The organism is Daejeonella sp., from assembly GCF_044348475.1.
In the GTDB taxonomy this organism is placed as follows: Bacteria; Bacteroidota; Bacteroidia; order Sphingobacteriales; family Sphingobacteriaceae; genus Daejeonella.
In genome coordinates this window covers 36724-60444 of record NZ_JBIKSU010000003.1, presented here as the reverse complement: position 1 = coordinate 60444, position 23721 = coordinate 36724, and the positions used below count along the sequence as shown (strand labels likewise).

Below are 23721 nucleotides of genomic sequence, written 5' to 3'. Positions count from 1 at the left end.
AATTAAAAATGGGCTATTTTTAATCACCATTCATCTAAAATAAATGCCATCTACTTATTCAAAGAAGCTCTAACCTGCTTAAACAGCTCTGGCTTAATTGGAACTGCATGGCTTGATCCCATGGAACGTATATAGGTTATAATATCTAGCAGATCTTCATCTTTCATAAATGCGAAAGAGGGCATTACTGAATCATACGTAATTCCATTAATGGTTGCCGGGCCCGTTGAACCTATCAAAATCTTTTTAATTAACTCTTTTGGATTAAGAACCACGGTTTGTGAATTTTGCAAGGAGGGGAAGGTACCCTTTACACCTAAACCATTTTCTTTATGACATGAGGCACAATATTGCAGATATAAAGTTTCAGCTTTTGAACCTGCTGCCATCGAAGAAAGTGAATTTTGAGGATCAGATTTACTAAGGTTGGAAATCTTTAGTATTCGATCATCTTCTGGCTTTGGAAAACCAGCTACCGGATTCCAGTCGCGGTTACTTGTTGCCAGATAAATATCGCCAGCAGGAGAAACACACAGATCTCTGATTCTACCAAACTTGTTTTCGAAATAGATATCTTCAGTAAGTATTTTTTTACCCTCAGCATCCAATTTAAGTACTCTTAAGCTCTTTCCTTTTAAGGAAACCAGTAAGAGCGAATTCTTTAATCCCGGAATCTTATCTGAAGTATAATAATCAAGACCAGCAGGGCCAATTGTTGGAGTCCAAGCTTTTAGTGGGTCAACAGTACTATTCAAACCCTTGAATGAAGTTTCGGCATCACTCTCTGCAAAACCTTGCACTGTGGGCCATCCATAGTTCCTGCTTTTACTAATCAGATTTACTTCATCATCATTGGTATCGCCATGCTCTGAGGTATAGAGCTGGCCACTTGTTGAGAACGTCATTCCCTGTATATTTCGGAATCCCCATGCCCAAACAGGATTGCCCTTCATCGGATTATCAAAAGGGACAGAACCATCACTAGTCATTCTTAAGATCTTGCCGTTCGGTGTTTGAGGATTCTGAGAATCAACCAAACTCAAAGCATCGCCAGTAGCCCAATAAACCAGACCAGCATTAACAACAATTCTTGATCCATTATGTCCTAATGCAGCAGGAATTTCCATCAATACTTTTGGACTCAATAATGTGTCTTTTTGCCAAGTGTAACGAACTAGACGAGAATATTTTTTGTTATCTTTTTCAATGGTATAGTCTAAAAAAACATATGGATTTTTCTTCATATCTGAATGAAGCGCCATAGCAAGCAGCCCACTTGTACGCAACTGCCAAACATCATTCAGTTTAAGTAAAATTTCCTTACTTCCTGTAAGTGGGTCTATCCTACTAATCAGACCCTGTTGTTCAGCAATCCATATCTTATTATCAGGCCCCCAGGCAATTTCCCATGGCACATTCAAATTTTTTGCAACAGTTTTTACTACTGTACTTGCCTCTCTTGTATCAATTTGCTGAACCTTGAAATTGCTTTCGGGAAGTACAAAAAAGTATCCGAAAATACCAATAGTCAAAACAAAATTGATTAGGATATACTTCATGATTTAGTGGATGTGAAAATTAAATGGCTAAGTAAGAAAAAAACAACTGAGAACTGAAATTTATTAATAAACATTTACGATTGCATGGAACAGAAAAGCAGCCACCAGTTTATTAAGAAATTATTATTATTTAATTAAAAAATTAAAAAATTTCTTGAATCAATTTTAAAAAAAAAGAAAAACCCTTACCTTGAAAAATATATTGAACTTTAAAACAGATAATAAATTAAGAACATAAACAGATTTTTAAGCATTGATGTATTAAAAAAAACTGTATTCTGTTCCTTTAAAAAAATAAATTTTTATTATTATTATTTCTAATTATAACAAAACATTTGAGTCTTTAATGGATAGACGTAGTTTCATTACCGCCAATACTCATACAAAATCTCCTGAATTTAGAACAAATACTGGATTATTTCCTTATTCGCCCCCATTTGGTAACGCAGAAATCAGCCATCTTTTAAGGCGAGTGCTTTTTGGTGTAAAGCTTACAGACATCTCTAAAGTAAAAGGAAAGACTTTAGATGAGGTTTTGAATTTCCTATTAACTTCTGACCCAACTCCTGATCCTCCAGTTAATAATTACAATTCTACTACCTACACTGACCCAGTTGTTCCATTGGGACAAAGTTGGGTAACAGCTCCTAATGATGGGAACAATACAGGCGCTAGAAATTCATCTTTCAAATCATGGTGGGCAGGATTGATGCTGAATCAGAACACCTCCATTCATGAAAAAATGGTATTATTCTGGCATAATCACTTTGCCACTGAAACCATTGATATTAATGACGCCAGATATTCTTATAAGCATAATGCGTTATTAAGAAAATTTGCACTTGGCAATTTTAAATCATTAGTAAAAGAAATAACACTTGACCCAGGAATGCTAAGGTATCTTAATGGCTATTTAAATAATAAAACTTCGCCTGACGAAAACTACGCAAGAGAATTGCAAGAGTTGTTTACGCTTGGAAAAGGTCCAAAGTCAAATTATACTGAAAATGATGTAAAACAAGCTGCAAAAGTATTAACTGGATATACCGTCAATGCAACTAGCATTTCTTCTGGCTTTGACTCTACTAAGCATGATACCGGAAATAAACAGTTTTCCTCGTTTTACAATAACACATTAAGTACCGGAAAAACAGGTGCAGCGGGTGCTAACGAGTTGGATGAGTTGATTAATATGATTTTTCAACAGCCAGAAACAGCACTTTATATCTGTCGCAGGCTGTATCGATTTTTTGTTTATTATGAAATTGATGAATTGACAGAAACAAATGTGATTGCACCTCTTGCTACACTATTCAGAAGTAATAACTATGAAATAAAACCCGTTTTAAAGGCGCTTTTCAGTAGTGAGCATTTCTATGACCCGGTTAACCGTGCTTGTATGATCAAGGGTCCTGTTGACTATTGTATCGGATTATGCAGAGCGTTCAATGTAGTTTTTCCACCTTCAACTGATACAGTTAATCATTATTACATGCATGATTATATCAGGACACAAGCTTCAAATATGCAGCAAAACCTGGGAGATCCTCCAAGCGTTGCAGGATGGGCTGCCTATTACCAGGAGCCTCAGTTTCATGAGTTATGGATCAATGCAGATACATTACCAAGGCGTAGCCAATTTAGCGATACGATGATTGGAAATGGTTATACCAGAAATGGAAAAAACATAACTATAGATATCCTTTCTTTTATTGATAGTTTATCAAATCCTGCTGACCCGAATATTCTAATAAGCGACAGTCTTTCCATAATTTATGCGATTGATATCTCAAAAGAAGTAAAAGATTTCCTGAAAAGCATACTTCTTTCTGGACAGTCAACCGATTCATATTGGACCGCTGCATGGGTAACCTATAAAGCAAATGTGACTAATACAGCTAATAGAACAATTGTAAGTACACGATTAAAGTCTATGTTCAAATATCTTATGAACCTTTCTGAATATCAACTATCATGAAAAGAAGGGATTTTATAAGGCATACGGCACCTGCAGGAATTGTATTCCCCGCACTGATTAATGGATTTACTTTTAAAGCCTTTGCGGAGTCTCCTCTTGTTTCTGCGCTTACACAGGCTCCAACAGAAACTGACCATGTATTGGTTATAGTTCAACTAAATGGAGGTAATGATGGACTAAATATGGTTATCCCAATAGATCAGTACGATAATCTAAGCAATGCCCGTTCAAATATTATTATTCCTAGAAATAAGATCCTAAAATTAAACGGTACGAGTTTCACCGGTTTGCATCCTTCAATGAAAGGGCTGCAAACTATGTTCAATGATGAAAAATTAAAGATCGTTCAGTCTGTTGGATATCCACAACCCAATTTTTCACATTTCAGAGCCACAGATATTTGGCTTAGCGCTTCCGATTCTAATCAAACTATCAATTCAGGATGGGCAGGGCGTTATTTAAATGAAGAATATGCTAATTTCCCAACGGGATATCCAAGCAGTGTAATGCCCGATCCGCTAGCTATACAGATCGGATCATTTGTTTCACCTGCTATGCAGGGACCAGGAGTTAATATGGGGATGGCTATTTCAGACCCAGTTAATTTTTACAACCTGATCAATGGAATACAGGGAACAGCCCCAAATACCAGAGGGGGAAAGGAACTAACCTATATTCGACAGATTGCTCAACAAACTCAGCAATATGCCTCTGTGATCAAAGGAGCAGCGGCAAAAGTAACTAAGCAGTTTTCAGGTTATCCTACAGGAAACAGCCTTGCAGATCAATTGAAAATAGTTGCGCGTTTGATTGCCGGAGGCTTAAAAACAAGAATATACATGGTAAGCCTTGGAGGATTTGACACCCATGCTCAGCAGGTTAACTCAAATGCCACTGAAACCGGAACTCATGCAATTCTGATGCAAAAAGTTTCAGAAGGAATCAAAGCCTTTATGGATGATCTGGAATTCCTGAATTCAAGTAAAAGAGTAATCGGAATGACCTTTTCTGAATTTGGAAGACGTATCAAATCCAATTCAAGCGGAGGAACTGACCATGGTGCAGCGGCTCCACTATTTGTTTTTGGACATTATGCCCAGAATGATGTTTCTGGTACCAGTCCGATCATTAATTTAACGACAGGCACTTCAGATAATATACCCATGCAATATGATTTCCGCTCCATTTATGCAGCAATTTTGCAGCAATGGTTCTGTGTTCCTGAAACAACTCTGGCAAATGTTATGCTCAAGAACTTCCAGAATATTCCGGTTATTAAAAAATCAGCTCCCTGCATGTCAAGCAGCCCTGACTTAATTATCGCAAATACAGGAAAAAACATCATCACTAATTATCCAAACCCTTTCCAAACGTCAACAACTATCTCTTATGAAAGTTCAGGCGGACATACGCTTATACAAGTATTTAATACAGAAGGAAGATTAATCAAAACACTGGTTGATGCTGATATTAATTCAGGGAACCATAAGATCACCTTTGAAAACGAAGGATATTTACCCGGGGTTTATTATGCAAGGCTACAGAATAACACTATTCAGCAGATCAGAACAATGTTACTGGTTAATTAACAAGCAAGCATTTACATAGATTTTAAATTAGTACAGTAAACCGTTTGAAATTAATCACATGCAATTGCAGTAATTCAATTTTAAAAAAACAGAACCTCATCTAACTATCTATCAAAGCATTAATGAATGATCTCGGATATCATCTTTACTTTGAATAACTTTATTTTCATGTAGCTTATAGTGAAAGGTGTCTAGTTTTTGCAATAAGTATTGCAGATTCAATTTTTCGGTTAAACTTAAATTTCCAGTTACCATTTTACCTACATCATTCATATCCTCAAACACACGGTATAAAAGCTGCTTACCTTGATCTGTTATTGAGATACTCTTTGATCTTTTATCATGAACATCATCCAATTGGGAAACCAATCCAGCTTGAATCAAACGGCGAATCACTTCAGTGCCTGAGGTTTTCTCCTGAATATTTCTACTAATCAATTCACTTTTCGAAAGACTGTCATGAGTAAGCAAAATAGCCAAACATGTAAAATCTTCAGGACTTTGAAGGGGAGTTCCATCCAATGTCTTTTTGACATAGGATTTTGCATATCGACTCATATAAATAAATAATCTGCCAATCGTGTTATCAATTTGGTAGGCCAATTGCGTGGAAGCATCATACTTATCGCCAAAACGGACATCTGCTGCTGTATCTGAATTAGCTTGGAACAGATGATTAATTAGAAAACCTGAAAACTCAGTTAAGCTCAATGCTCTGTCTGTATTTTCACTTTCAAAATCTTCAACAAGATTAAGAAGCTGATGTATTAATTTGTAACTTTTCATTTTAGATAGATATAATTTTTTATATAGATAGAATAGCCTCTGCAGCTATTCGCCCGCTTTTCATGGCAGCATTGATAGATCCATTCAATAAATGATCACCGCAAATAAAAGTGGAGTGATTGATTCTTAATGAAGATGGAAGAATATCATTTATTACATGAGTGTTATCAGGCAAAGCATATGGAATAGTATAAGTTTTAATAGGTGTCCAGTTAGAACATTCTGAAAACCAGAATTTCAACTCTTCTTTTACTTTCAATTCAAGCTCATCCTGTTTTATAAATTTTTGATTACCAGAAAGAGAAACGGAAATCAGTGATTTCCCTTTTGGGGCATAACAAGAAGAAACATTACTCATCACAGCAATATTATTTACAAGTCTATCCGGAATTGCATTCAAAGCGATCAGGGCCTTTTGATAAGGAGCCTTTTCAGCTGAAAAATACATGCAGGTTAGCGATTTTTTTTGAACTTGCCTATGTTGAAATGGTACTGGCAGGCAATCAGCAGCTGTAGCAATTAGGATTGTTGAAGCCTTATAAATATTTCCTGACGCAGCTAGAACATTATTGTCATCAATACTTATGACACGTTCATTAAAGATCAATTCTTCTACAGATAGATCAGCAGCGAGCTGCTTAGGAATCATACCCATACCTTTAGCGGGTATAGCTGTATCTGATTCGCTAAACATCTTAAATACAAACTCAAACATTCGGGAAGAAGTGTCGAGCTTTTGCTCAAGATAAATTCCAGACATAAAAGGAGCAAAAAAATGAGAAATAATTTTTTCGCCAAATCCAGCAGCTCTAAGGTATTCTAATGTTGTGGTTTCCTTCTTAGCAAAAATTTGATCAATGCTATTACCAGCCAGTTTTAATCGAAGAGATAATAATCTTAATTTATCACTTAGAGTACCAATAGGAGATTTGAGCGTACGAATCAGAGAGGAAGCTTCTCTAAGAGGGTCACCAATTTCATCTATACCAGAAGCATTAAGAATGATAGAACCCGGGCTAAAAGACTTAAGATCAAGTGCTTTATAATCAAGAAAACGTTTTGCTTCAGGGTATGCGGCAAGAAAAACCTGAAAGCCTCTGTCGAGTAAAAATCCATTGACTTCATCTGTCCTGACTCTTCCTCCTGGTTCATCTGAAGCTTCAATAATTTTTACCTTTCTACCCGCTAACTTCAAGACTCGTGCAGCAGTTAGTCCTGCGAGCCCTGCTCCAATTATTAAGGTGTCAATTTTAGAAGAGCTCAAGATATTTTTTGAATTTTACTGCGAAATGAATTAAGCAAATTTCGCATACGGCAATCTACCTAAATGTTTTGTTTCAAAATAACTATCTAATCCTGCCACCGTAACTGTCCCAGCTTTTAAATGATCTACATAACCGTCTATGGCAACAACATCATCATCCATCAAAACATGAACAATTTCACCAATTAGCATCTTCGTATTATTGATTGAAATATCTATAATCTCTTTCATCTCTAAACCAATTTTTATGCTTGATTGAGCAACGAATGGAGCCTCAAAATTATCAAAAAAATATTCTTTAAATCCGCAAGGTTCAAATTCTGATTGCCCTGACGGAAATCTGGCGCTTGTTTGATGTGCCTGGGGATACCATTCAGACAAAACATTATTCAAGGTGTACTGTCCTGTTTGCATAATATTTTTTAATGAATCATGCTCATCTCCATCAGGTCTGAATATCATGCCAAGTAAAGCAGGACTAGCACCAAGATGAAAAACTGAATTAAAAAGCCCTAGATTAGTAATTCCTGAATCATTAATAGTACCAAGCATTTGAAGGCACTTATATCCGGGAAGACTATTTACAAACGTTGTTTTGTAACGTTTTTCCATAGCTAAAATATGATCCCGACTAAAATTAATCATTTAAAGATTTTTTAAATTCCCCATTCCACCATCCACTCCAAGTACCTGACCAGTTATCCAACTACTTTCATCGTCTAATAAAAATGAAATTGCAGACGCTGTATCTTCGGGCTTACCAATTCTGCCCAAGGGGTGTCGTTTGGCTGAGGTTTCGTACTTTTCAGGAGTATTGAGAAGGTTTGAAGCCAAAGGAGTATCTGTCAATGATGGCGCAACTACATTTACGCGGATATGCTGTGAAGCAAATTCTGCTGCAAGAGACAATGCAAGACCTTCTACGCCACTTTTTGCAGCTGCAATACTAGCATGATAACTCATACCATTGCGGGCCGCAACAGAACTAATCAGTACAATAGAAGATGACTTTGCATTTCTTAATGAACGATAAGATTGCTGAATTGTTTTTACAGCACCAAGTACATTCAATCTATATTCTGTTATAAAATCTTCTTCAGTTAAGCGACTAAATGGTTTAAGAGTTATGCTTCCAACTGCATATACCAAACCATGTATTTGCTCGGGCAGAAAATCAACTAGTGTTGCTCCATCAGATAAAACATCAAATTCAATATAGTTCACTCCAACCGGCCATTCATCTGATGCCGTTCGTGAAGCAGTATAAATCTGTGCTCCTTTTGCAGAAAGTGACTTGACGAGTGCTAAACCAATACCAGAACTTCCTCCAATTATCAGTATATTTTTACCACTCAAACTCATTAACCTATATGCTTTAAAAATTCATTTCTTGTTTCAGGCAGTAAAAATTTACCACAATATTCGGCAGTAACGGTAGAGCTGTTCATATCTCTTACCCCCCTAGATGACACGCAATGATGATGTGCATCAATAATAACTGCAACATCTTCTGTTCCTAGAGCAAGTTTCATTTCATTAGCAATTTGAATGGTTAACCTTTCTTGCACCTGTGGTCTTTGCGAATAATACTGAACAATACGGTTAAGCTTAGAAAGCCCAATTACCTTACCTTGGCTGATATAAGCCACATGGGCCTTACCAGTAATTGGCACAAAATGATGCTCACAATTGCTATAAACTGATATGTTACGTTCAACCAGCATTTGATTGTATTTATACAGATTTTCAAACAAGGTTGGCTTTGGTTTAAGCTTAGGATTCAAACCACTGAATATTTCTTTAACGTACATTTTGGCAACCCTTTTTGGTGTATCCTTTAAACTATCATCAGTTAGGTCAAGACCCAGGATATCCATAATTTGAGTAAAATGTTTTGTGATTAGCTGGATCTTTATATCGTCATCCATTTCAAATGCATTAGTCCTTAAAGGCGTATCAAAAGAAGTAGATATATGCTCATCAGAGATCATGTCCAATAATTCATCTTCGGCGCTGATCAGGTTTCGTAGCGTACTATTTGTGTTCATTAATATAGTTTCGTATTAATTTCACGCAATTATAATGGTTATGTTTTAAAACTAACGAAGAATTTGGGTCGCACTTTTGTCATAATAAACTGAAGTACAATCTAGCGTAAATTAGATAGGCAATAAAGGTTAAAAATGACTAATTTAAAAATAATTCTAACAGAAAATTCAATGATTTGTGCAGTAGAAAATTAAGAAAGACAAAACAAAACCATATTTGAAGGTAAAGTAACTTATCTATTAGTATTTATGAATTTTTAACTTTTACTAATTCAGTATTCAAATTTACCTGTAATTCAGACAAAAAGTGTCATATACCAAAGATGTTGCAATTGTTCATTAAAAACGTTAAACAATTATACCTTTGCACCCGCATCTATATTGTTGCAAGCTATACGTTCAAGACAATCATGTCAAAACTAAATGCCCAAGATAAATTCCTAGATTTATCTGATTATGGGAGGCCAATGGGGAAATTATTCGCTAACCAGGTAAGCAATACTTTTATCACTCCTATTCATGTAACTTTACTTTTTGGTATTTGCGGCCTAATAGCAATCTATTGCATATTAATAGGTAATTATTGGGGGGCATCCTTTTTTATCATACTGAAATCAATTATTGACGCTGCCGATGGCGAACTGGCAAGAATAAATAAAACCCCATCGTACACAGGAAGATATCTAGACAGTGTTTTTGACATAATTTTGAATTTTTTAATCTTCATGACAATAGCATATGTCACAAAAAGCAGTTTTCTATATGCCTTTTTTGCTTTTTTTGGCGTACAACTACAGGGAACACTTTATAATTATTACTATGTCATTTTAAGAAATAGTTCAGAGGGAGGCGATAAAACCAGTAAGATCTTTGAACATGAATCACCCATAGCTTTACCCGGCGAGGGACAGCGTTCAGTAGATATTTTATTCTCGATATATTACCTAGTCTATGGATTTTTTGATAAAATAATCCATGTTTTAGACCCCGAAGCTTTTAAAGTCAAAAAATTTCCATCTTGGTTCATGACCTTAATTTCGATTTATGGATTGGGTTTTCAATTGCTCATTATTGCAGTTATGCTCCCCATGAATTTAATTCAATACATCGTTCCGTTCTTTATTGTTTACAGCTTTTTTATTATTATTCTGATCAGTATCCGGAAAATTAAAATAATTTAAGCTAGAATTTGGATTCATATATTTATCTGCGAAAATTTAGGAATTAAGCATCTTATTCATGAAAAAACTCATCCTATTTACTTTTGTTTTCTTAACAACGTCATTTTTGCATGCCCAGAATGAAAAAAACTTGAGTGCACAATTATCCTACAAAAAGGAAATTGACAAATTAAGTAGTTCTACTAAAATTCAAAAAGCGTTTGAAATTATACAGGAACTAGAACCTACAAGCATGAGGGAGCTTATTGAACTTACTCAAATTCCGGCACCCCCCTTTCAGGAACAAAAAAGAGCTGAACATTTTAAAAAAATGCTCGAAGAAGCAGGTATTGATAGTATTTGGATTGATAAGGCAGGCAATGTACTTGCCTTAAGAAAAGGAAACGGAAATGGAAAAACTGTATTAATAGATGCACATCTGGATACTGTTTTCCCTTTAGAAACTGACGTAACAGTTAAAATTAAAGGTGATACACTATTTGCTCCCGGTATAGGTGATGATACCCGGGCATTAAGCATGATGCTAACTGTATTAAAAGCAATGAATAAGGCATCTATTCATACTGAATCTGACATTTTATTTGCTGCTACCGTAGGTGAAGAAGGCTTAGGTGACCTTAGAGGAATCAAAAATATTTTTAAAACTGGCACATTAAAAATAAACTCACACATTGCCATTGATGGAGGCGATATCAATAGAATTGTAACTAATGGCTTAGGATCAATACGATATAAAATCACATTTAACGGCCCGGGAGGGCATTCATGGGGTGCATTTGGATTAGCTAACCCCCATCATGCAATGGGTAAAGCAATAGACTATTTTAGCACTGCAGCAAGCGATTATGTGAGTTCGGGCCCAAAAACAACTTTCAATGTGGGCCGTATTGGTGGTGGTACATCTGTAAACTCTATTCCTTTTGAAACATGGATTGAGGTAGACTTGCGTTCATTAAGCCCTGAAAAATTAATAGGAATTGAAAAAATACTACTAGATCAAACCAACAGAGCACTTAACGACTACAATTCAGGAGTAAAAACCGGAGTTAAGCTCAGTCTGAATTTTGAAAAAATTGGCGAACGCCCTTCTGGAGTTCAAAAAGAAGATATGCCACTGATACAAAGAGCTGCAGCAGTTATTGAATTCTTTAATGCAAAAGCATTTGCTGGTACAGGGTCAACAAATTCGAATATTCCCATTTCTTTAGGCATCCCTAGTATAACGATTGGCCGTGGCGGAAAAGGTGCAAATGCACATTCGCTCGATGAATGGTGGATGAATGAAAAAGGTGCAGAGGCCATTAAATTTGGATTACTACTGTTAGTTTCAGAGGCAGGATTAGCAAAATAGCCTCAATCTATATTCTCATCAAAAAAGGCAGATATCTCTGATTGACAGAATTGGTTTTATGTATTTCATCTAGTTCTATTACCGATAAATCATTTTCAAAATGCTAAATTCTGTTTCTTAAGCATAAATAAAACACTAGTTTTTGTAACAGATTAATGAATAATCTTTTTTAAATCCATAATTTTTCCCAAATTGTTAAAAATTTAAAACAAAAAATTATGGCAGGTTTAGGTGGTCCCGAAATTATTTTAATTGTATTGGTTATATTATTGATGTTCGGAGGGAAGAAACTCCCAGAGCTTATGCGCGGTTTAGGCCGGGGCATGAAAGAATTCAAAGATGCTAAAGACGGAACTTCAGAAGAAACAGAAGTTAAACAAGCTCCGGTTATAAAAGAAAACTAATAAAAAAGGGTCTATTCAGACCCTTTTTTATGTTTTAAACATTCAGTTATTAAACTATCTGTTTTAATTCTTTCCTAATATCTGACCGGCATGATTCTTTGTATCAATCTCAGTAATCACCCGATTAATATATCCATCCTTATTAATTAAAAAGGTAGTACGAGTTGTGCTAAAAGCCTTCACTCCGTTTCTTTCTTTCTCTGTCCAAACACCATAGTTTGTTACTATCGTTTTATCTACATCGGCCAATAAAGAAAATGGCAAAGCATTTTTTTCTATAAAACCTCTGTGAGAAGCTTCATCATCTATACTTACGCCAAGTATTTTGTAACCATCCTTTTTAAGCTCTTTAAAATTATCACGCAAGCTACAAGCTTGAGCAGTACACCCAGAGGTATTATCTTTTGGATAAAAATAAAGCACTAATTTTTTGCCTTTAAACTGCCCAAGCGAAACAGTTTTGCCATTTTGATCTTTTGAAGTAAAATCAGGGGCTTTATCTCCTGCCTTTAATTTGGTCTGAGCCTGATTAACCAAAGGAGCAATAAGAACGAGTAGCAAGGCTATTTTAATAATTACTTTCATGATTTATAGGGTTTTTCTTAAAAATACCATTTTCAATTTAACGGATCTTAGTGGGAATAAAATTAAAAAATTACTTTTTCTTTTACTGCAATCCACTAATTAAAACATATACACCGCAATATCTCCGGCACCTACATCAACGGTAGTGTCATACACACTTGCGGGTACAATGGAGCCATCTTTCAATATCCTCTTCAAATTATCATTGCCTAACAGAGTCAATGGCATACTGTGTTTATAATCCATATTAACGATTACAAGAAATCGTTTATCACCATTTTCAAGGATGGATACTATAGCAGGCTTTCCAGCTGTATCCAAAACTTTCAAAGATGCCGGAAGCGTCGACAAACGGTTTGTTCCCATTGGGGTTTCCTTTCCGGCATATTTGATAGATATTAATTTAGCCCCGAAAAATACTCCTGCCAGATTTTTTATTTCTTGGTTTAATAGCTTAATATCATCATAAACAGCTGATCTTTTACCTGTTAAAGAGATCGGTGCTCCGCGAAAATCTTCTGTTGAAGATACTGGTGTCCAATAGGTGAAATATTGTAAACCCTGAGCTCCATAGGCAAGATTGGTATACATTTGAACTCGCATAGTAGCTAAGGTTGGAACTTCATGAAAATCATCAAATAAAACAGATTGCGCAAAACCCCAAAAGGGTTTACCCACTTTCTTTGCCTCATCAGAAAAAATTTCAAGATTCTGATGCCATTTGGAGTATACTCCTTCTGCAGTAGTAAGCGGATAAGAATCATAAGAAAGGAAATGAAGCGGTACTTCTTTGGCAAATTTATTGACGTACTCCCGGTAATCGCTGGTACCCAACTGGGTTGCTGTGGCATAATTAGGAAATAGATTCACGTAACAAAAATTTTTGGAATCTACTGCATTCACACGTTTTGCCCAATTCCCAAGTTCAATGAACGCATCTACAGCAGGCTCATCTCTTAAAAAATATCCAGCCAGCGCAGAATGGTTCATGAAGCGTTTTACCGTTTTTTCGGTCTCGGTTTTCAATTCAGGGCATCCAATCACAATTTTCATCCCTGCCTTTTGAGCCGCATCTAGTGATTTTTGAACCTCTTCTAAGTTTCCAAGAAAGGAAAAGCTGATATCAAAACCAGCATCCTTCATCTCTATATAGCGCGCTGTTGTAGCTTCTTCTGGCGGTATACTGTACCAGCCCAAAATTGGAATATGGCCTTTAGATTCTAATTTATCTTGCGCAACAGCTGCTTGAGTATTTAGTACTTGTAGAATTAAACCTGAAAATAGGAGTCTAAAGGATACCCAAAGAATGTTAGTCCAATTCCTCTTAAAACTTTTTTGAATTTGAAGATCTGTTGACATGAGCATATTTTATTGAAGGTTTAGAAAAGAGTTTATTTTGTTCAAGCTACAAATTAAGGTTTAATAAAGTCTTGAATCTACTGAAAAAAATCTCGAAGTTCGTGATAGTACTAAATCCTTAAAATTCGTAATTAATTCATCACATTTATATCTCATAAAATCCAAAAAGGCTATGATCTATTCCAGAAAACAGTTTCTGCAAAATTCTGTCATTCTATTCGCTGCCGCAATGTCACATTCAGCATTTGCCGGCAAAAATAATAAGCCTCTTTTAGCATTTACAACACTGGGCTGTCCTGACTGGTCTTTTCAGCAAATTGTAGATTTTGCATCGGCAAATTATTATACCGGATTGGAAATTCGTGGTATTAAACGCCAAATGGATCTTACAAAATGTGAAGAATTTAGCAGTCCGGAACGGATAAAAGAAACTTTGGCTTTGATGAAAGAAAAGGGCTTAAAATTTATAAACCTCGGAGCATCAGCCAATATGCACTTTCAGGAAGGGCCAGAAAAAGAAAAAAGTATGGTTGAAGCTAAATCGTTCATTGATTTGGCACAAAAGATAAATTGCCCTTTTGTAAGGGTATTCCCTAATAAATTTCCAAAGGGTAGGACAAAAGATCAAACCATTAATACGGTAATAGAAAACCTTTTGACTCTTGGCGAATATTCAAAATCACGCAATGTGACTGTTTTACTTGAAACCCATGGCGACTTTTCAGGCTCTGACGATATCTTAAAGGTTATGAAGGGTGCATCACATCCCAATATTGCACTAGTTTGGGACATTGCAAACATGTGGACCATCACCAAAGAATCACCCTCACTGGTGTATGCTAAATTAAAGAAATACATACGCCATACGCATATTAAGGATGCAAAATTGAATGGAGATAAACTAGAATATACATTACTGGGACAAGGAGATGTCCCAATTTTCGAAGCTATAGATATTCTATCAAAAGATAATTATAAAGGCTATTATAGTTTTGAATGGGAGAAATTATGGCATCCAGAAATTGCAGAACCGGAGATTGCTCTGGCTAATTTTCCTGGGGTTATGAAAAAACATTTCAAGTATTGAAGCGATAAAAGTACTTTTTAGATAGAAAGCGCATTCTTAGTATTGAAATTTACATTAAAATCAATCCTGAATTTCAACAAAATAAAAACTTACATTTAGTTTTATCTTATGAATGGGTACACCAAAAGATCGTTAAAATTGAATCTATTGCAATAAAATGGCCTATTACAAAAAAAAGAATTTATTGTCTTGACAAGATTAGTTTCAATTCTCTTACCGAAGGGGTCTCCCATTTAACAATATTCTCCCTAAATAAACCTTGTGCTGCAAATACTTTTCAGGATGTTTTGTGTAGTCATCCAAATTTGATAATCCGAGTATAGCCTTTTTATCAGGTAATACAGCTGATAATTTCAACTGAACTTCATGTTTACCTTTAGGCAATTCAATAAACTCATACTGACCCCTATATCGGTTATTGCAGTATTGATTAAATCGATTTAATAAGTTAGCGCCTGTATTTTTATCTTCAGATAGGCTAAGCATAGTAGTTTCTGGTGATTTTACTAACTGTACTACCTTTCCATCAACAACAATTTCTAATTGTCCAACTTCTGGACCGCCAATATCAAAAATACCAAATGCACTGCCTCTAAAGGTAAAAGTATACGTTTCTCCTGAGGTTGAAGCGCTCAAAACTTCTTTGAACCAGGGTGCAAATTGTTTTAGCTCGGGTACATCATCTGTATTTATCAATTGCCAGCCAGAGCTATAAACTCCATATTGATTGAGCGAAAACATAGTTGCATCAATCAAACTATTTTTAAAAATCGGCTTTCTTTTTTTCCGAAAAAAAGGACTCTCTACTTCACTTATTTTTTTTAATGCTCTTGCTATTGACTGAGCGTATAAATTTCCGCCAGCTTCTGTAGGATGAACACCATCATTTGAGAATACAATTTTATTTTCAACAGGAAGATTACTCTTCCAAATCAATTGATTTCTTTTTTCTAATAGTGCAGGATAAAGACCCATGTGCACTGAAGGGATCTGGTAATAATTAGCAATACGCTCTAATTTTTTGATATTATCAGGCACTTGACCTGCTGCATAGATCATATACTGCTCCCTTGCAATTGTATAAATGAAGCAGATGTCAGTTGCTGCATTATGTTGCCTAATTTGACGAACAATGCCTTCTATGGCTTGGCTTGTTCCTCCATTTACCGCAAATTCAACAAAAACCAAATCTGGATTATATTGAAGTACTTGCTCATACAAACGACAAGCACCTAAATCTGATCCAGTACCTGAAACACCTGCATTAATGCCCTTGACTACGCAAGAAGTATTAAATGATTGAATGTAATTAGTGATTTGTAACCTGTATTGCTCATCAGCGCGGGTAATACTTCCACCTAAAAAAGCAACTTTTATTGATGAATTGTTTCGCTTGATTTTTTTGAAGAAATTGGGCAGGCCACTTCGAACGCTAAATTCATTTGAATCAGTAAATTCTGACAGGTTTTTAACTTCATATCGCGGATTAACATCAAATAATAAGGGCTGACCTATCCCACTTAATACTACTCCAAAAATTAAAAATAGGAATGGAGCTACAAATACACAATACCTTGATTTTTTCATGGCATATATTCTTAATTCGCGAATATTTCAAGTGATTCTACCACTGAATCATCATCTAATATTATTTTGGTCAAGCCTGAAATTGATTGATTGACATAATAAGCTTTCTTCTTGTTATTCATGTGGCAAATGATGTTATAGCCCGTTGCATTTTTTGCCCCTGAAAAAGAGACGACCAACTCATTGGCTGTTTGCTTAAAGCCCTGGATACTGATACTGCCAAATTGATGACCTTTATTAGGTATTACCTGCTTTATTTCACTCCATTCGTTTACCGAGCCATAATACAAACTCAACTTACGCAATTGATAATAATAGGTTTTACCATTCTCTAATTTAGGTACTTGGATCATTGAAAAATTAGTAGTCCGATTTGTTTTCCAATTCTCTTTTTTAGTTAAATCAGTACCGTATCTAACTTCATAAGAGGCATCACTCCAATAAAATGAATATCCTACAAAAAAAGAATGATTGCCGGGCTCAGATAACCAAATTACAGGTGGAAGCAACATGTATCCAGGTTTAGGTGTATATGTTTTTATTTCTGAGCGGGCACTTTCACCAAAGCCATTTTTTGCTACTACCCAAAATTCATATGTTTTACCCATAACAAGGTTTGTAATATCTGTATAATGGTCTATGGTTGGTTTCATTTCGGTTTCAACACTGTCAACCACCCGATACTTTACTTGGTATTCAGTAGCCATTGGTGACTTTTCAAAGATAAGCCTGGCTTCTTTTGTACCTGTTAATAATTGAATTTTACTAGGAGCAGGAGGCGGTGCAAAAAAATGTGTGGTATCTTTTACTACATAGCCTGTTGGAGATAATAGTGAAAGTTTAAAGAACATATCGCTATCTGACCTACTAAACTTTACCTGGTAAAATTCACTTTCAGAACCTGGAAGGATATTTTTGAGTGGGATTGTACCCATTGCCGAATTTTCATTTTTACTGTTACGTAATTCCCAAACTAATTGATATCCATTTAACTCATACGAGGGGATATCCATTTTTTTTCTTGGAACCAGTACAATATCTGATTGCATCTTTTGACCAGATAATTCTTTAATAGATAATTGCAAATCTGAAATCGGCGCATAAAAATTCTGCATCTGTCGGTATGCTCTTTTCTTATTTCGATATACATCAACAACTCCCCATTGTCTATGTTGGTGGAGTGGTGTTGAAACCGAAGGAACAGGAGTTTGATAACTACTTCTATAATCATTGAATGTCCAAATGGAATAACCAATAAGATTTTCTTTACTTCTAAGATTATCAACCATTAAGGTTTTAAACGTAGAATTATTAGGAGTATCATAAATGAGGTTATCTGCATGGGCCCCGTATTCAGAAAGGAAAACTACTTTATTGGGATATCGGATTTTTAAGTTGTCGACTGCTTTTTCAAAATTTCCATATTTGTTCATCATGATCAAATCACAAAATTTGACAGCATCATTGTCCTGAAAATCAGCGGTATGAGACACATAGGTTACTAAACGATTTTTATCTATTTCTTTGATGTAATCAATTATTGAAGAAAAATATTCATTTACTTTCGGGAAATCTTTAAGACTACCATTTTCATTTCCTATGCTCCAACCAAAAATGCTAGGATGATTGAAATTTTGTTCTACCAACTTTTTGGCAAAGATTTTTGGCTCCTCACTTTCTGCATTCATATAGGGAGGCCAATTATTAAATTCTGCCAAGACTAAAATCCCTTTCTCATCTAGATAATCCATCACATCATCGGGAAGTGGGCGGTGCGAAAGACGGGCCATATTGGCTCCCGCAGTTTTCATTAAATCAATATCTTCCTTAAATCTAAATTCAGGAAGGGTGTTTCCTGTGGTACGGTCATCAGCCACCCAGTTATAGCCAGCAAGCCTGACAGATTCACCGTTCAATAAAAACCGTAAACCATCAATTGCTATTTTACGAATACCAAAACGAGAAGTTTGCTGAAACACAATCCCATTTTGATCCTGCAAAGTAACCGTACTCTTGTATAATGTTGGATGGTCAAAATGCCAGAGCTTAACTTGCGATTTACTAAGTGGCCTATTAAAAACATACACTTTTTCAGTATGGGCAGCTAGCTTTATAATTTCTGGTGAAGAATAAGTCAATGCCACACCATTTAGGCTAATTTGCTGTTTAAGTGAAATTACTTTATCTACATTGGTTTCATTTTTTAAAAAAACTTTGGTACTTACATTCGCCGTTCCATTAGATAAGTCTGGATCGGAAGTAATTTGTTGTTGTTCTATAAATACAGGCTCCCTTACCAATAAAGAAACAGGTCTTCTAAAACCACCCCAACTCCAGTAGGCACCATAGTTAAGACTATTGTCTATTTGTACTGACAGCACATTGTTTATGCCAGCTTTCAGCAATTTAGTAATGTCGAATTGTTCCATATAATTGCCGCATAGAATATCTGCCAGCTGTTTTCCATTGAGAAAAATTTTATAGGACATGCCAACTTCTCCAAGGGATAGAATAATCTGCTTATTTTTTACTAACGGAGTTTTAAAAGAAGTCCTATACCAGGCAGTACCCTTATAGTTAGCGTATTCATTGTACAAATCCCAATTACCCGGCACTGACATCATGGTCCAAGCAGCATCATTAAAAGTTGAAGTATGCCATTTCTTTTCTAAGCCCTCACTATTAGGGTCAATATTAAATTTCCAGTAAGGATCAAATGCAATAATTTGTTGGCCTTTATTCACTTCCACAGCCAACAAATTGGTGCAGAAAATTATATTAAAAATAAATAATGAAAATTTCAAGAACATTGAATAAGGTATTTGCATCGATGAGAGCATGGTAAATATTTTTAGATAAAATTACTAATCAAACTAAAGATAAAGTTACTATTTATTGATCTAGCTAAAGTCATTCAAATTATTGCTACAACTAACAAAATAACCGATAAGATAATATCAAGCAATTTGATCCATTATTTTAAAAAGAAAATCTATTCTAACCTTAAAAGAATAAAAGATTAGATTTATTAAAAGTATTGAGGACACAAAAAAGGAGCAATTCCAATAGAAATTGCTCCTTTTGTTAACTAACTGAATATCAGTTAAAATCAGCGTACTGGTGCCGGCCCTGCTGGCTGAGAAATTCCATCTAAATCGTAAACAACATTTCCAGCTCTTAAAGTCATTTCAGTTTGAAATCGTTGAGATCCTTCAATTTTACCACCTCTTACAGGCCATCCATATTTACCGTTAGTGATCTTAAATATCGCTATATCAGCTACAGATCCCTGAGAAAGATTTCCTAATTCTTCACGCTTAATTGCTTGAGCAGGTTTCCATGTGCTTGCCGCAATCACCTCTTTAAGTGGCATTCCGGTTGCCATAAATAAACCCATGATATTTTCCATGCTTTTCATCGGGCCATTCATACTACCTGTATGTAGGTCTGTACTAATGGTATTCGGATAAAAACCTGCCTTAATAGCCGGAACACCTTGGTTATACAGGTAACTACCCCCTCCAAAACCAATATCAAAGATCACTCCTTTTTCTTTGGCCTTGTAAACAAATGGCTTTACTTTACCATTCATATCCACAATAGATTCTCTTCCATTTGGGCTATCCGTACCATTTCCACCAAAAGCATGGGTATAAATATCACCTTTACGGAACTTAACATTAAATAATGAATCAAGAGGTAAAAATGGATCAGCAGAACCAAAATCAACCATGATCGGAATATTTGCAAGCCTGCCGGCTTCAATTGCACGGTCAGTTGGAACCCAGGTACGTCCTCCAAAGTGTGCCAATTTTACCCCAACAATATCATGAGGATATTTTTTAGCCATCTCAGCAGTTTTCTGAGGGTCCATTTCATCAATATTACTTTCACCAGCACCATCCATTCCTGTTCCAACAATGTTCAACATTGCTAATACTCGGGTTTGAGAAGCATCGATAGTGCGCTTTTTATACAATTCAAAATCTCTCCAACCTGTACAACCCGCATCAACTACGGTAGTTACTCCGGTACGGAAAGTAAATCCATCGGCTGGCAATGCTGTTGCCGCATTTTTCAAATAACTACCATCATGCCCCCAGAAAAAATGTACATGAATATCGATCAACCCAGGAGTTACATATAAACCCTTAGCATCGATAATCTTATCGGCCAAATCAGGATTAATATTTTTAGCTACCAGCGCAACTTTACCTTCTGAAGCAGGAATAGCAGCACGGGCAGGCATAGCAGGACGAGCAGGGCGGCCATTTGCTGCCGGACGCTCAGGCATTGCAGGGCGAGCAGCTTGTGCACGCGTTCCTGAAGTTACTGCGATGTCTATTATTTCATCAATATTGTTTTTTGGATCAATCACATGACCACCTTTAATGATATAACTATAGGGCTTACCTGAAGAAGCCTCAGGCTGCTGAGCGCTGACGTTCAAGCCGAATATAATAAGGGCGAAAAATAAAATAGTATGTTTTTTCATTGTGTGTTTTGGTTTTAGTATTGAAATATAGAAAAATACTTAGCAGCTAGCAAACCTCAATACAGGCTAAGTAAAAGATAGCCTTGATAAATTGGACAAAATCAAGGATATAAGACCGATAGGATATAATAATATACCTTGTAACATTAATATGATGAGGTATTACTGGTCAATGTAGGGTAAAAAAGGGGCTATAAATAAACTAGCCTATTATTAATTCATGCCAACTAAAAAAACAGTTATAAAATCAAAAATATAAACATATTCTAAACTTTAATTTTAGTTATCAATGCATCATCGCAGCAATAATTTTAGTTATCAATGCCTTACTTTATTAAAAAAATATTAAATTCAGGTCTAAAAAAAATTAAAAATATGAAAAAGTACTTAATGCTTCTTGGAGTAGCTTTTTGTTTAACAGCTGCTGCCAATGTAATGGACAAAGGAAAATGGACTGGTTTTATCGGTGATGATCACTGTGGTACAAAAGGCAATAACAAGGAACATGCTGCCTGTGCTAAAAGTTGTGTAAAAGGCGGAAAAATTCCAGTTTTTGTAGTTGCTGACAAAGTTTATTCTATCAGCAATGTTAAATTAGTTGAAAATTTTATTGGCGATGAGGTAACTATTACCGGCACTATCACTAATAATGTTCTAGAAATAGAAACAATCAAAAATAAGAAATAAAAAAATGCTCCCCTAAGTTAGGGGAGCTATATTTATTGCTTTAGGGATTAACCATTCAACTGTTAATCCTTTTTTTACTCCTCTCTTTAATTCACCCATACTCTTTAAGCGGGATGTTTTTTATATTTATATTAAAAAAACAGTTGGTGTATCCCCAATTACTGCCCTTGTTTTTAATTTTATAAACAAGAATATAACCACCCATGAAAACATACTCATTGCTTTTTATTGCCCTTCTTTTATTAGGCAGCAATATAAATGCTCAGCAATCTAAACCAGCCGAATCAACAAAATCGTATAGCATTATCATTAAGGGAGGTCATGTAATTGACCCAAAGAATAATATAGATGAGGTAATGGATATTGCTATAAACTCTGCACAGGGTAATCAAACTGAACGAACAGCTACTGCTGTGGAAGGTAAAATTGCTTTGATTGCAAAGAATATTGATGCCAATCTGGGCGTAAAAGTGATTGATGCCACAGGTATGTATGTAACTCCAGGACTTATTGACCTTCACGTGCATGTTTTTTCAGGAACTAATCTAAAACAAGAGTATATGAATGGGCCAAGTTCAGTTTGGCCTGATGGCTTCACATTCCGATCGGGTGTTACAACAGTAGTCGATGCCGGAAGCTCAGGATGGCGTTCTTTTCCTGAATTTAAGAAGATCATCATTGACAAATCACAAACAAGGGTACTTGCATTTTTGAATATTGTAGGTGATGGAATGGGACAGAACCAACAGAATGTGAATGATATGGATCCCAATATGGCAGCTGATATTGCTATTGCAAATAAAAAAGATGTGGTAGGTTTTAAATCTGCTCATTTTGGCGGAAATCCATTTATACCCTTAGATAGTGCAGTAAAAGCAGGAAATATTGCAAATATGCCCGTCATGTTAGATTTAACCTATCCTTCAAAACCGGCTATCAGTTCAGTTGAAGATCTGTTTATGAAACACCTTAGACCTGGAGATATTTTTACTCATATGTACCGATTAACTTTTCCTTTTTTCTATGTGAAAGATCAAGTTTCGGCATTAGCAGTTGCCGCACAAAAAAGAGGAATACTTTTCGATTTAGGTCATGGAGGGAATGGTTTTACATTTGCCCGTGCAATACCATCAGTAAAACAGGGATTTTTGCCTTATTCGATAAGTACAGACCTTCATATTTCAAGTATGAATGCAGGAATGAAAGACATGTCTAATATTATGTCTAAATTTTTAACTATGGGCATGCCTCTTAAAGATGTTATTTTGAGGTCGACCTGGAATCCAGCCAAGGAAATTAAAAGAGAAGAACTTGGAAACCTTTCTGTAGGATCGGTAGCAGATCTAGCAATATTCACCTTAAAAAAAGGAAATTTTGGATTTATTGATTCACATAACTACCTGCTGAAAGGAACACAAAAGCTAGAAACAGAATTAACTATTCGGGCCGGAAAAATAGTGTATGATTTGAATGGTATTGGAGGCAGAACTGATAAAGAAAGTACAGAATTAACCATCATTGAGCGATAACATGAAAATGGTATCTTTTTTCTCGTTGCTTAAAAAATTGTAAAAAGGGCTTTATCAATAGAATTAAAGCAGGTTCAATCATTAAGGGATCGAGCAATACAACTATTCCTAACTGAGGTCATACCATCTAATTCAGTAGATAAATGCCTAAATTAACGTGAGTTCGTTATTAAACTATCTAAATATTAAGATTTAACCACATAGAATGGCTTTTATTATGCTTTAAAGGAAA

19 protein-coding genes are annotated in these 23721 nt (G+C 35.5%); 8 read left to right on the top strand and 11 right to left on the bottom strand.

The genetic code is table 11. The features are described 5' to 3' along the window. Positions 1-50: 50 nt before the first annotated feature. Positions 51-1559 (bottom strand): PQQ-dependent sugar dehydrogenase, encoded by a 1509-nt coding sequence (locus ACIQZ6_RS01820; protein WP_395807611.1) that lies wholly within the window; start codon positions 1557-1559, stop codon positions 51-53. A gap of 346 nt (positions 1560-1905) precedes the next feature. Here ACIQZ6_RS01820 and ACIQZ6_RS01815 point away from each other — a divergent pair, with 346 nt between their 5' ends. After that, positions 1906-3537, top strand: a complete 1632-nt coding sequence (locus ACIQZ6_RS01815) for a DUF1800 family protein (protein WP_395807609.1) — start codon at positions 1906-1908, stop codon at positions 3535-3537. Next, positions 3534-5126 carry a DUF1501 domain-containing protein gene (locus ACIQZ6_RS01810; RefSeq protein WP_395807607.1) on the top strand — a complete coding sequence of 531 codons (1593 nt, stop codon included), beginning with the start codon at positions 3534-3536 and terminating at the stop codon, positions 5124-5126. Before ACIQZ6_RS01815 ends, ACIQZ6_RS01810 begins: the two co-directional genes overlap by 4 nt. A 111-nt stretch (positions 5127-5237) precedes the next feature. Here the strand turns inward: ACIQZ6_RS01810 and ACIQZ6_RS01805 are convergent, their stop codons facing one another. The 5 genes from ACIQZ6_RS01805 to folE are packed head-to-tail and all read right to left on the bottom strand — an operon-like array spanning position 5238 to position 9224. After that, the gene (locus ACIQZ6_RS01805; RefSeq protein ID WP_395807605.1) at positions 5238-5912 is read right to left on the bottom strand and encodes a MarR family winged helix-turn-helix transcriptional regulator; all 675 of its coding nucleotides are present in this window, start codon (positions 5910-5912) and stop codon (positions 5238-5240) included. A 19-nt stretch (positions 5913-5931) separates the two neighbouring features. Next, on the bottom strand, positions 5932-7176 hold the full coding sequence (locus ACIQZ6_RS01800) for an NAD(P)/FAD-dependent oxidoreductase (protein WP_395807603.1): 1245 nt from the start codon (positions 7174-7176) through the stop codon (positions 5932-5934). 30 nt (positions 7177-7206) lie between these two features. Continuing rightward, entirely contained in the window at positions 7207-7821 is a 615-nt protein-coding gene (locus ACIQZ6_RS01795) for a flavin reductase family protein (protein ID WP_395807601.1), read from the bottom strand. Further along, positions 7822-8538, bottom strand: coding sequence for an SDR family NAD(P)-dependent oxidoreductase (locus ACIQZ6_RS01790; protein WP_395807599.1), 717 nt, complete (start codon positions 8536-8538; stop codon positions 7822-7824). Then, positions 8538-9224 (bottom strand): GTP cyclohydrolase I FolE, encoded by a 687-nt coding sequence (gene folE / locus ACIQZ6_RS01785; RefSeq protein ID WP_395807597.1) that lies wholly within the window; start codon positions 9222-9224, stop codon positions 8538-8540. Before folE ends, ACIQZ6_RS01790 begins: the two co-directional genes overlap by 1 nt. Before the next feature lie 410 nt (positions 9225-9634). On the opposite strand from folE, the gene ACIQZ6_RS01780 reads away from it, so the two are divergent. The 3 genes from ACIQZ6_RS01780 (at position 9635) to ACIQZ6_RS01770 (ending at position 12160) form a co-directional block, all read left to right on the top strand. Further along, positions 9635-10405: a CDP-alcohol phosphatidyltransferase family protein gene (locus ACIQZ6_RS01780; RefSeq protein ID WP_395807595.1), complete on the top strand. Its 771-nt coding sequence runs from the start codon at positions 9635-9637 to the stop codon at positions 10403-10405. Between the two features lie 58 nt (positions 10406-10463). Next, positions 10464-11756, top strand: coding sequence for a M20/M25/M40 family metallo-hydrolase (locus tag ACIQZ6_RS01775; protein ID WP_395807593.1), 1293 nt, complete (start codon positions 10464-10466; stop codon positions 11754-11756). 218 nt (positions 11757-11974) lie between these two features. Continuing rightward, positions 11975-12160: a twin-arginine translocase TatA/TatE family subunit gene (locus ACIQZ6_RS01770; RefSeq protein ID WP_395807591.1), complete on the top strand. Its 186-nt coding sequence runs from the start codon at positions 11975-11977 to the stop codon at positions 12158-12160. A 63-nt stretch (positions 12161-12223) separates the two neighbouring features. On the opposite strand, the gene bcp is transcribed toward ACIQZ6_RS01770, so the two are convergent. Both bcp and ACIQZ6_RS01760 read right to left on the bottom strand, forming a co-directional pair. Beyond that, a complete protein-coding gene (gene bcp / locus ACIQZ6_RS01765) occupies positions 12224-12745 on the bottom strand; it encodes a thioredoxin-dependent thiol peroxidase (protein ID WP_395807589.1) in 522 nt (173 codons plus the stop codon). Positions 12746-12844: 99 nt separating this feature from the next. Further along, complete coding sequence (locus ACIQZ6_RS01760; RefSeq protein ID WP_395807587.1) at positions 12845-14104, bottom strand: beta-galactosidase; 1260 nt, start codon at positions 14102-14104, stop codon at positions 12845-12847. A gap of 229 nt (positions 14105-14333) precedes the next feature. Here ACIQZ6_RS01760 and ACIQZ6_RS01755 point away from each other — a divergent pair, with 229 nt between their 5' ends. After that, positions 14334-15191 carry a sugar phosphate isomerase/epimerase family protein gene (locus tag ACIQZ6_RS01755; RefSeq protein WP_395807585.1) on the top strand — a complete coding sequence of 286 codons (858 nt, stop codon included), beginning with the start codon at positions 14334-14336 and terminating at the stop codon, positions 15189-15191. A 213-nt stretch (positions 15192-15404) separates the two neighbouring features. On the opposite strand, the gene ACIQZ6_RS01750 is transcribed toward ACIQZ6_RS01755, so the two are convergent. The 3 genes from ACIQZ6_RS01750 to ACIQZ6_RS01740 all read right to left on the bottom strand — a co-directional run bounded on the left by ACIQZ6_RS01750 (position 15405) and on the right by ACIQZ6_RS01740 (position 21273). After that, complete coding sequence (locus ACIQZ6_RS01750) at positions 15405-16778, bottom strand: SGNH/GDSL hydrolase family protein (protein ID WP_395807584.1); 1374 nt, start codon at positions 16776-16778, stop codon at positions 15405-15407. A gap of 11 nt (positions 16779-16789) precedes the next feature. Beyond that, complete coding sequence (locus tag ACIQZ6_RS01745) at positions 16790-19528, bottom strand: glycoside hydrolase family 2 TIM barrel-domain containing protein (protein ID WP_395807582.1); 2739 nt, start codon at positions 19526-19528, stop codon at positions 16790-16792. Positions 19529-19887: 359 nt separating this feature from the next. Further along, complete coding sequence (locus ACIQZ6_RS01740; RefSeq protein WP_395807580.1) at positions 19888-21273, bottom strand: amidohydrolase/deacetylase family metallohydrolase; 1386 nt, start codon at positions 21271-21273, stop codon at positions 19888-19890. Positions 21274-21594: 321 nt separating this feature from the next. On the opposite strand from ACIQZ6_RS01740, the gene ACIQZ6_RS01735 reads away from it, so the two are divergent. Both ACIQZ6_RS01735 and ACIQZ6_RS01730 read left to right on the top strand, forming a co-directional pair. Next, a complete protein-coding gene (locus ACIQZ6_RS01735; protein ID WP_395807578.1) occupies positions 21595-21960 on the top strand; it encodes a hypothetical protein in 366 nt (121 codons plus the stop codon). Positions 21961-22163: 203 nt separating this feature from the next. After that, the gene (locus tag ACIQZ6_RS01730; RefSeq protein ID WP_395807576.1) at positions 22164-23489 is read left to right on the top strand and encodes an amidohydrolase/deacetylase family metallohydrolase; all 1326 of its coding nucleotides are present in this window, start codon (positions 22164-22166) and stop codon (positions 23487-23489) included. The last annotated feature ends 232 nt before the right edge of the window (positions 23490-23721 follow it).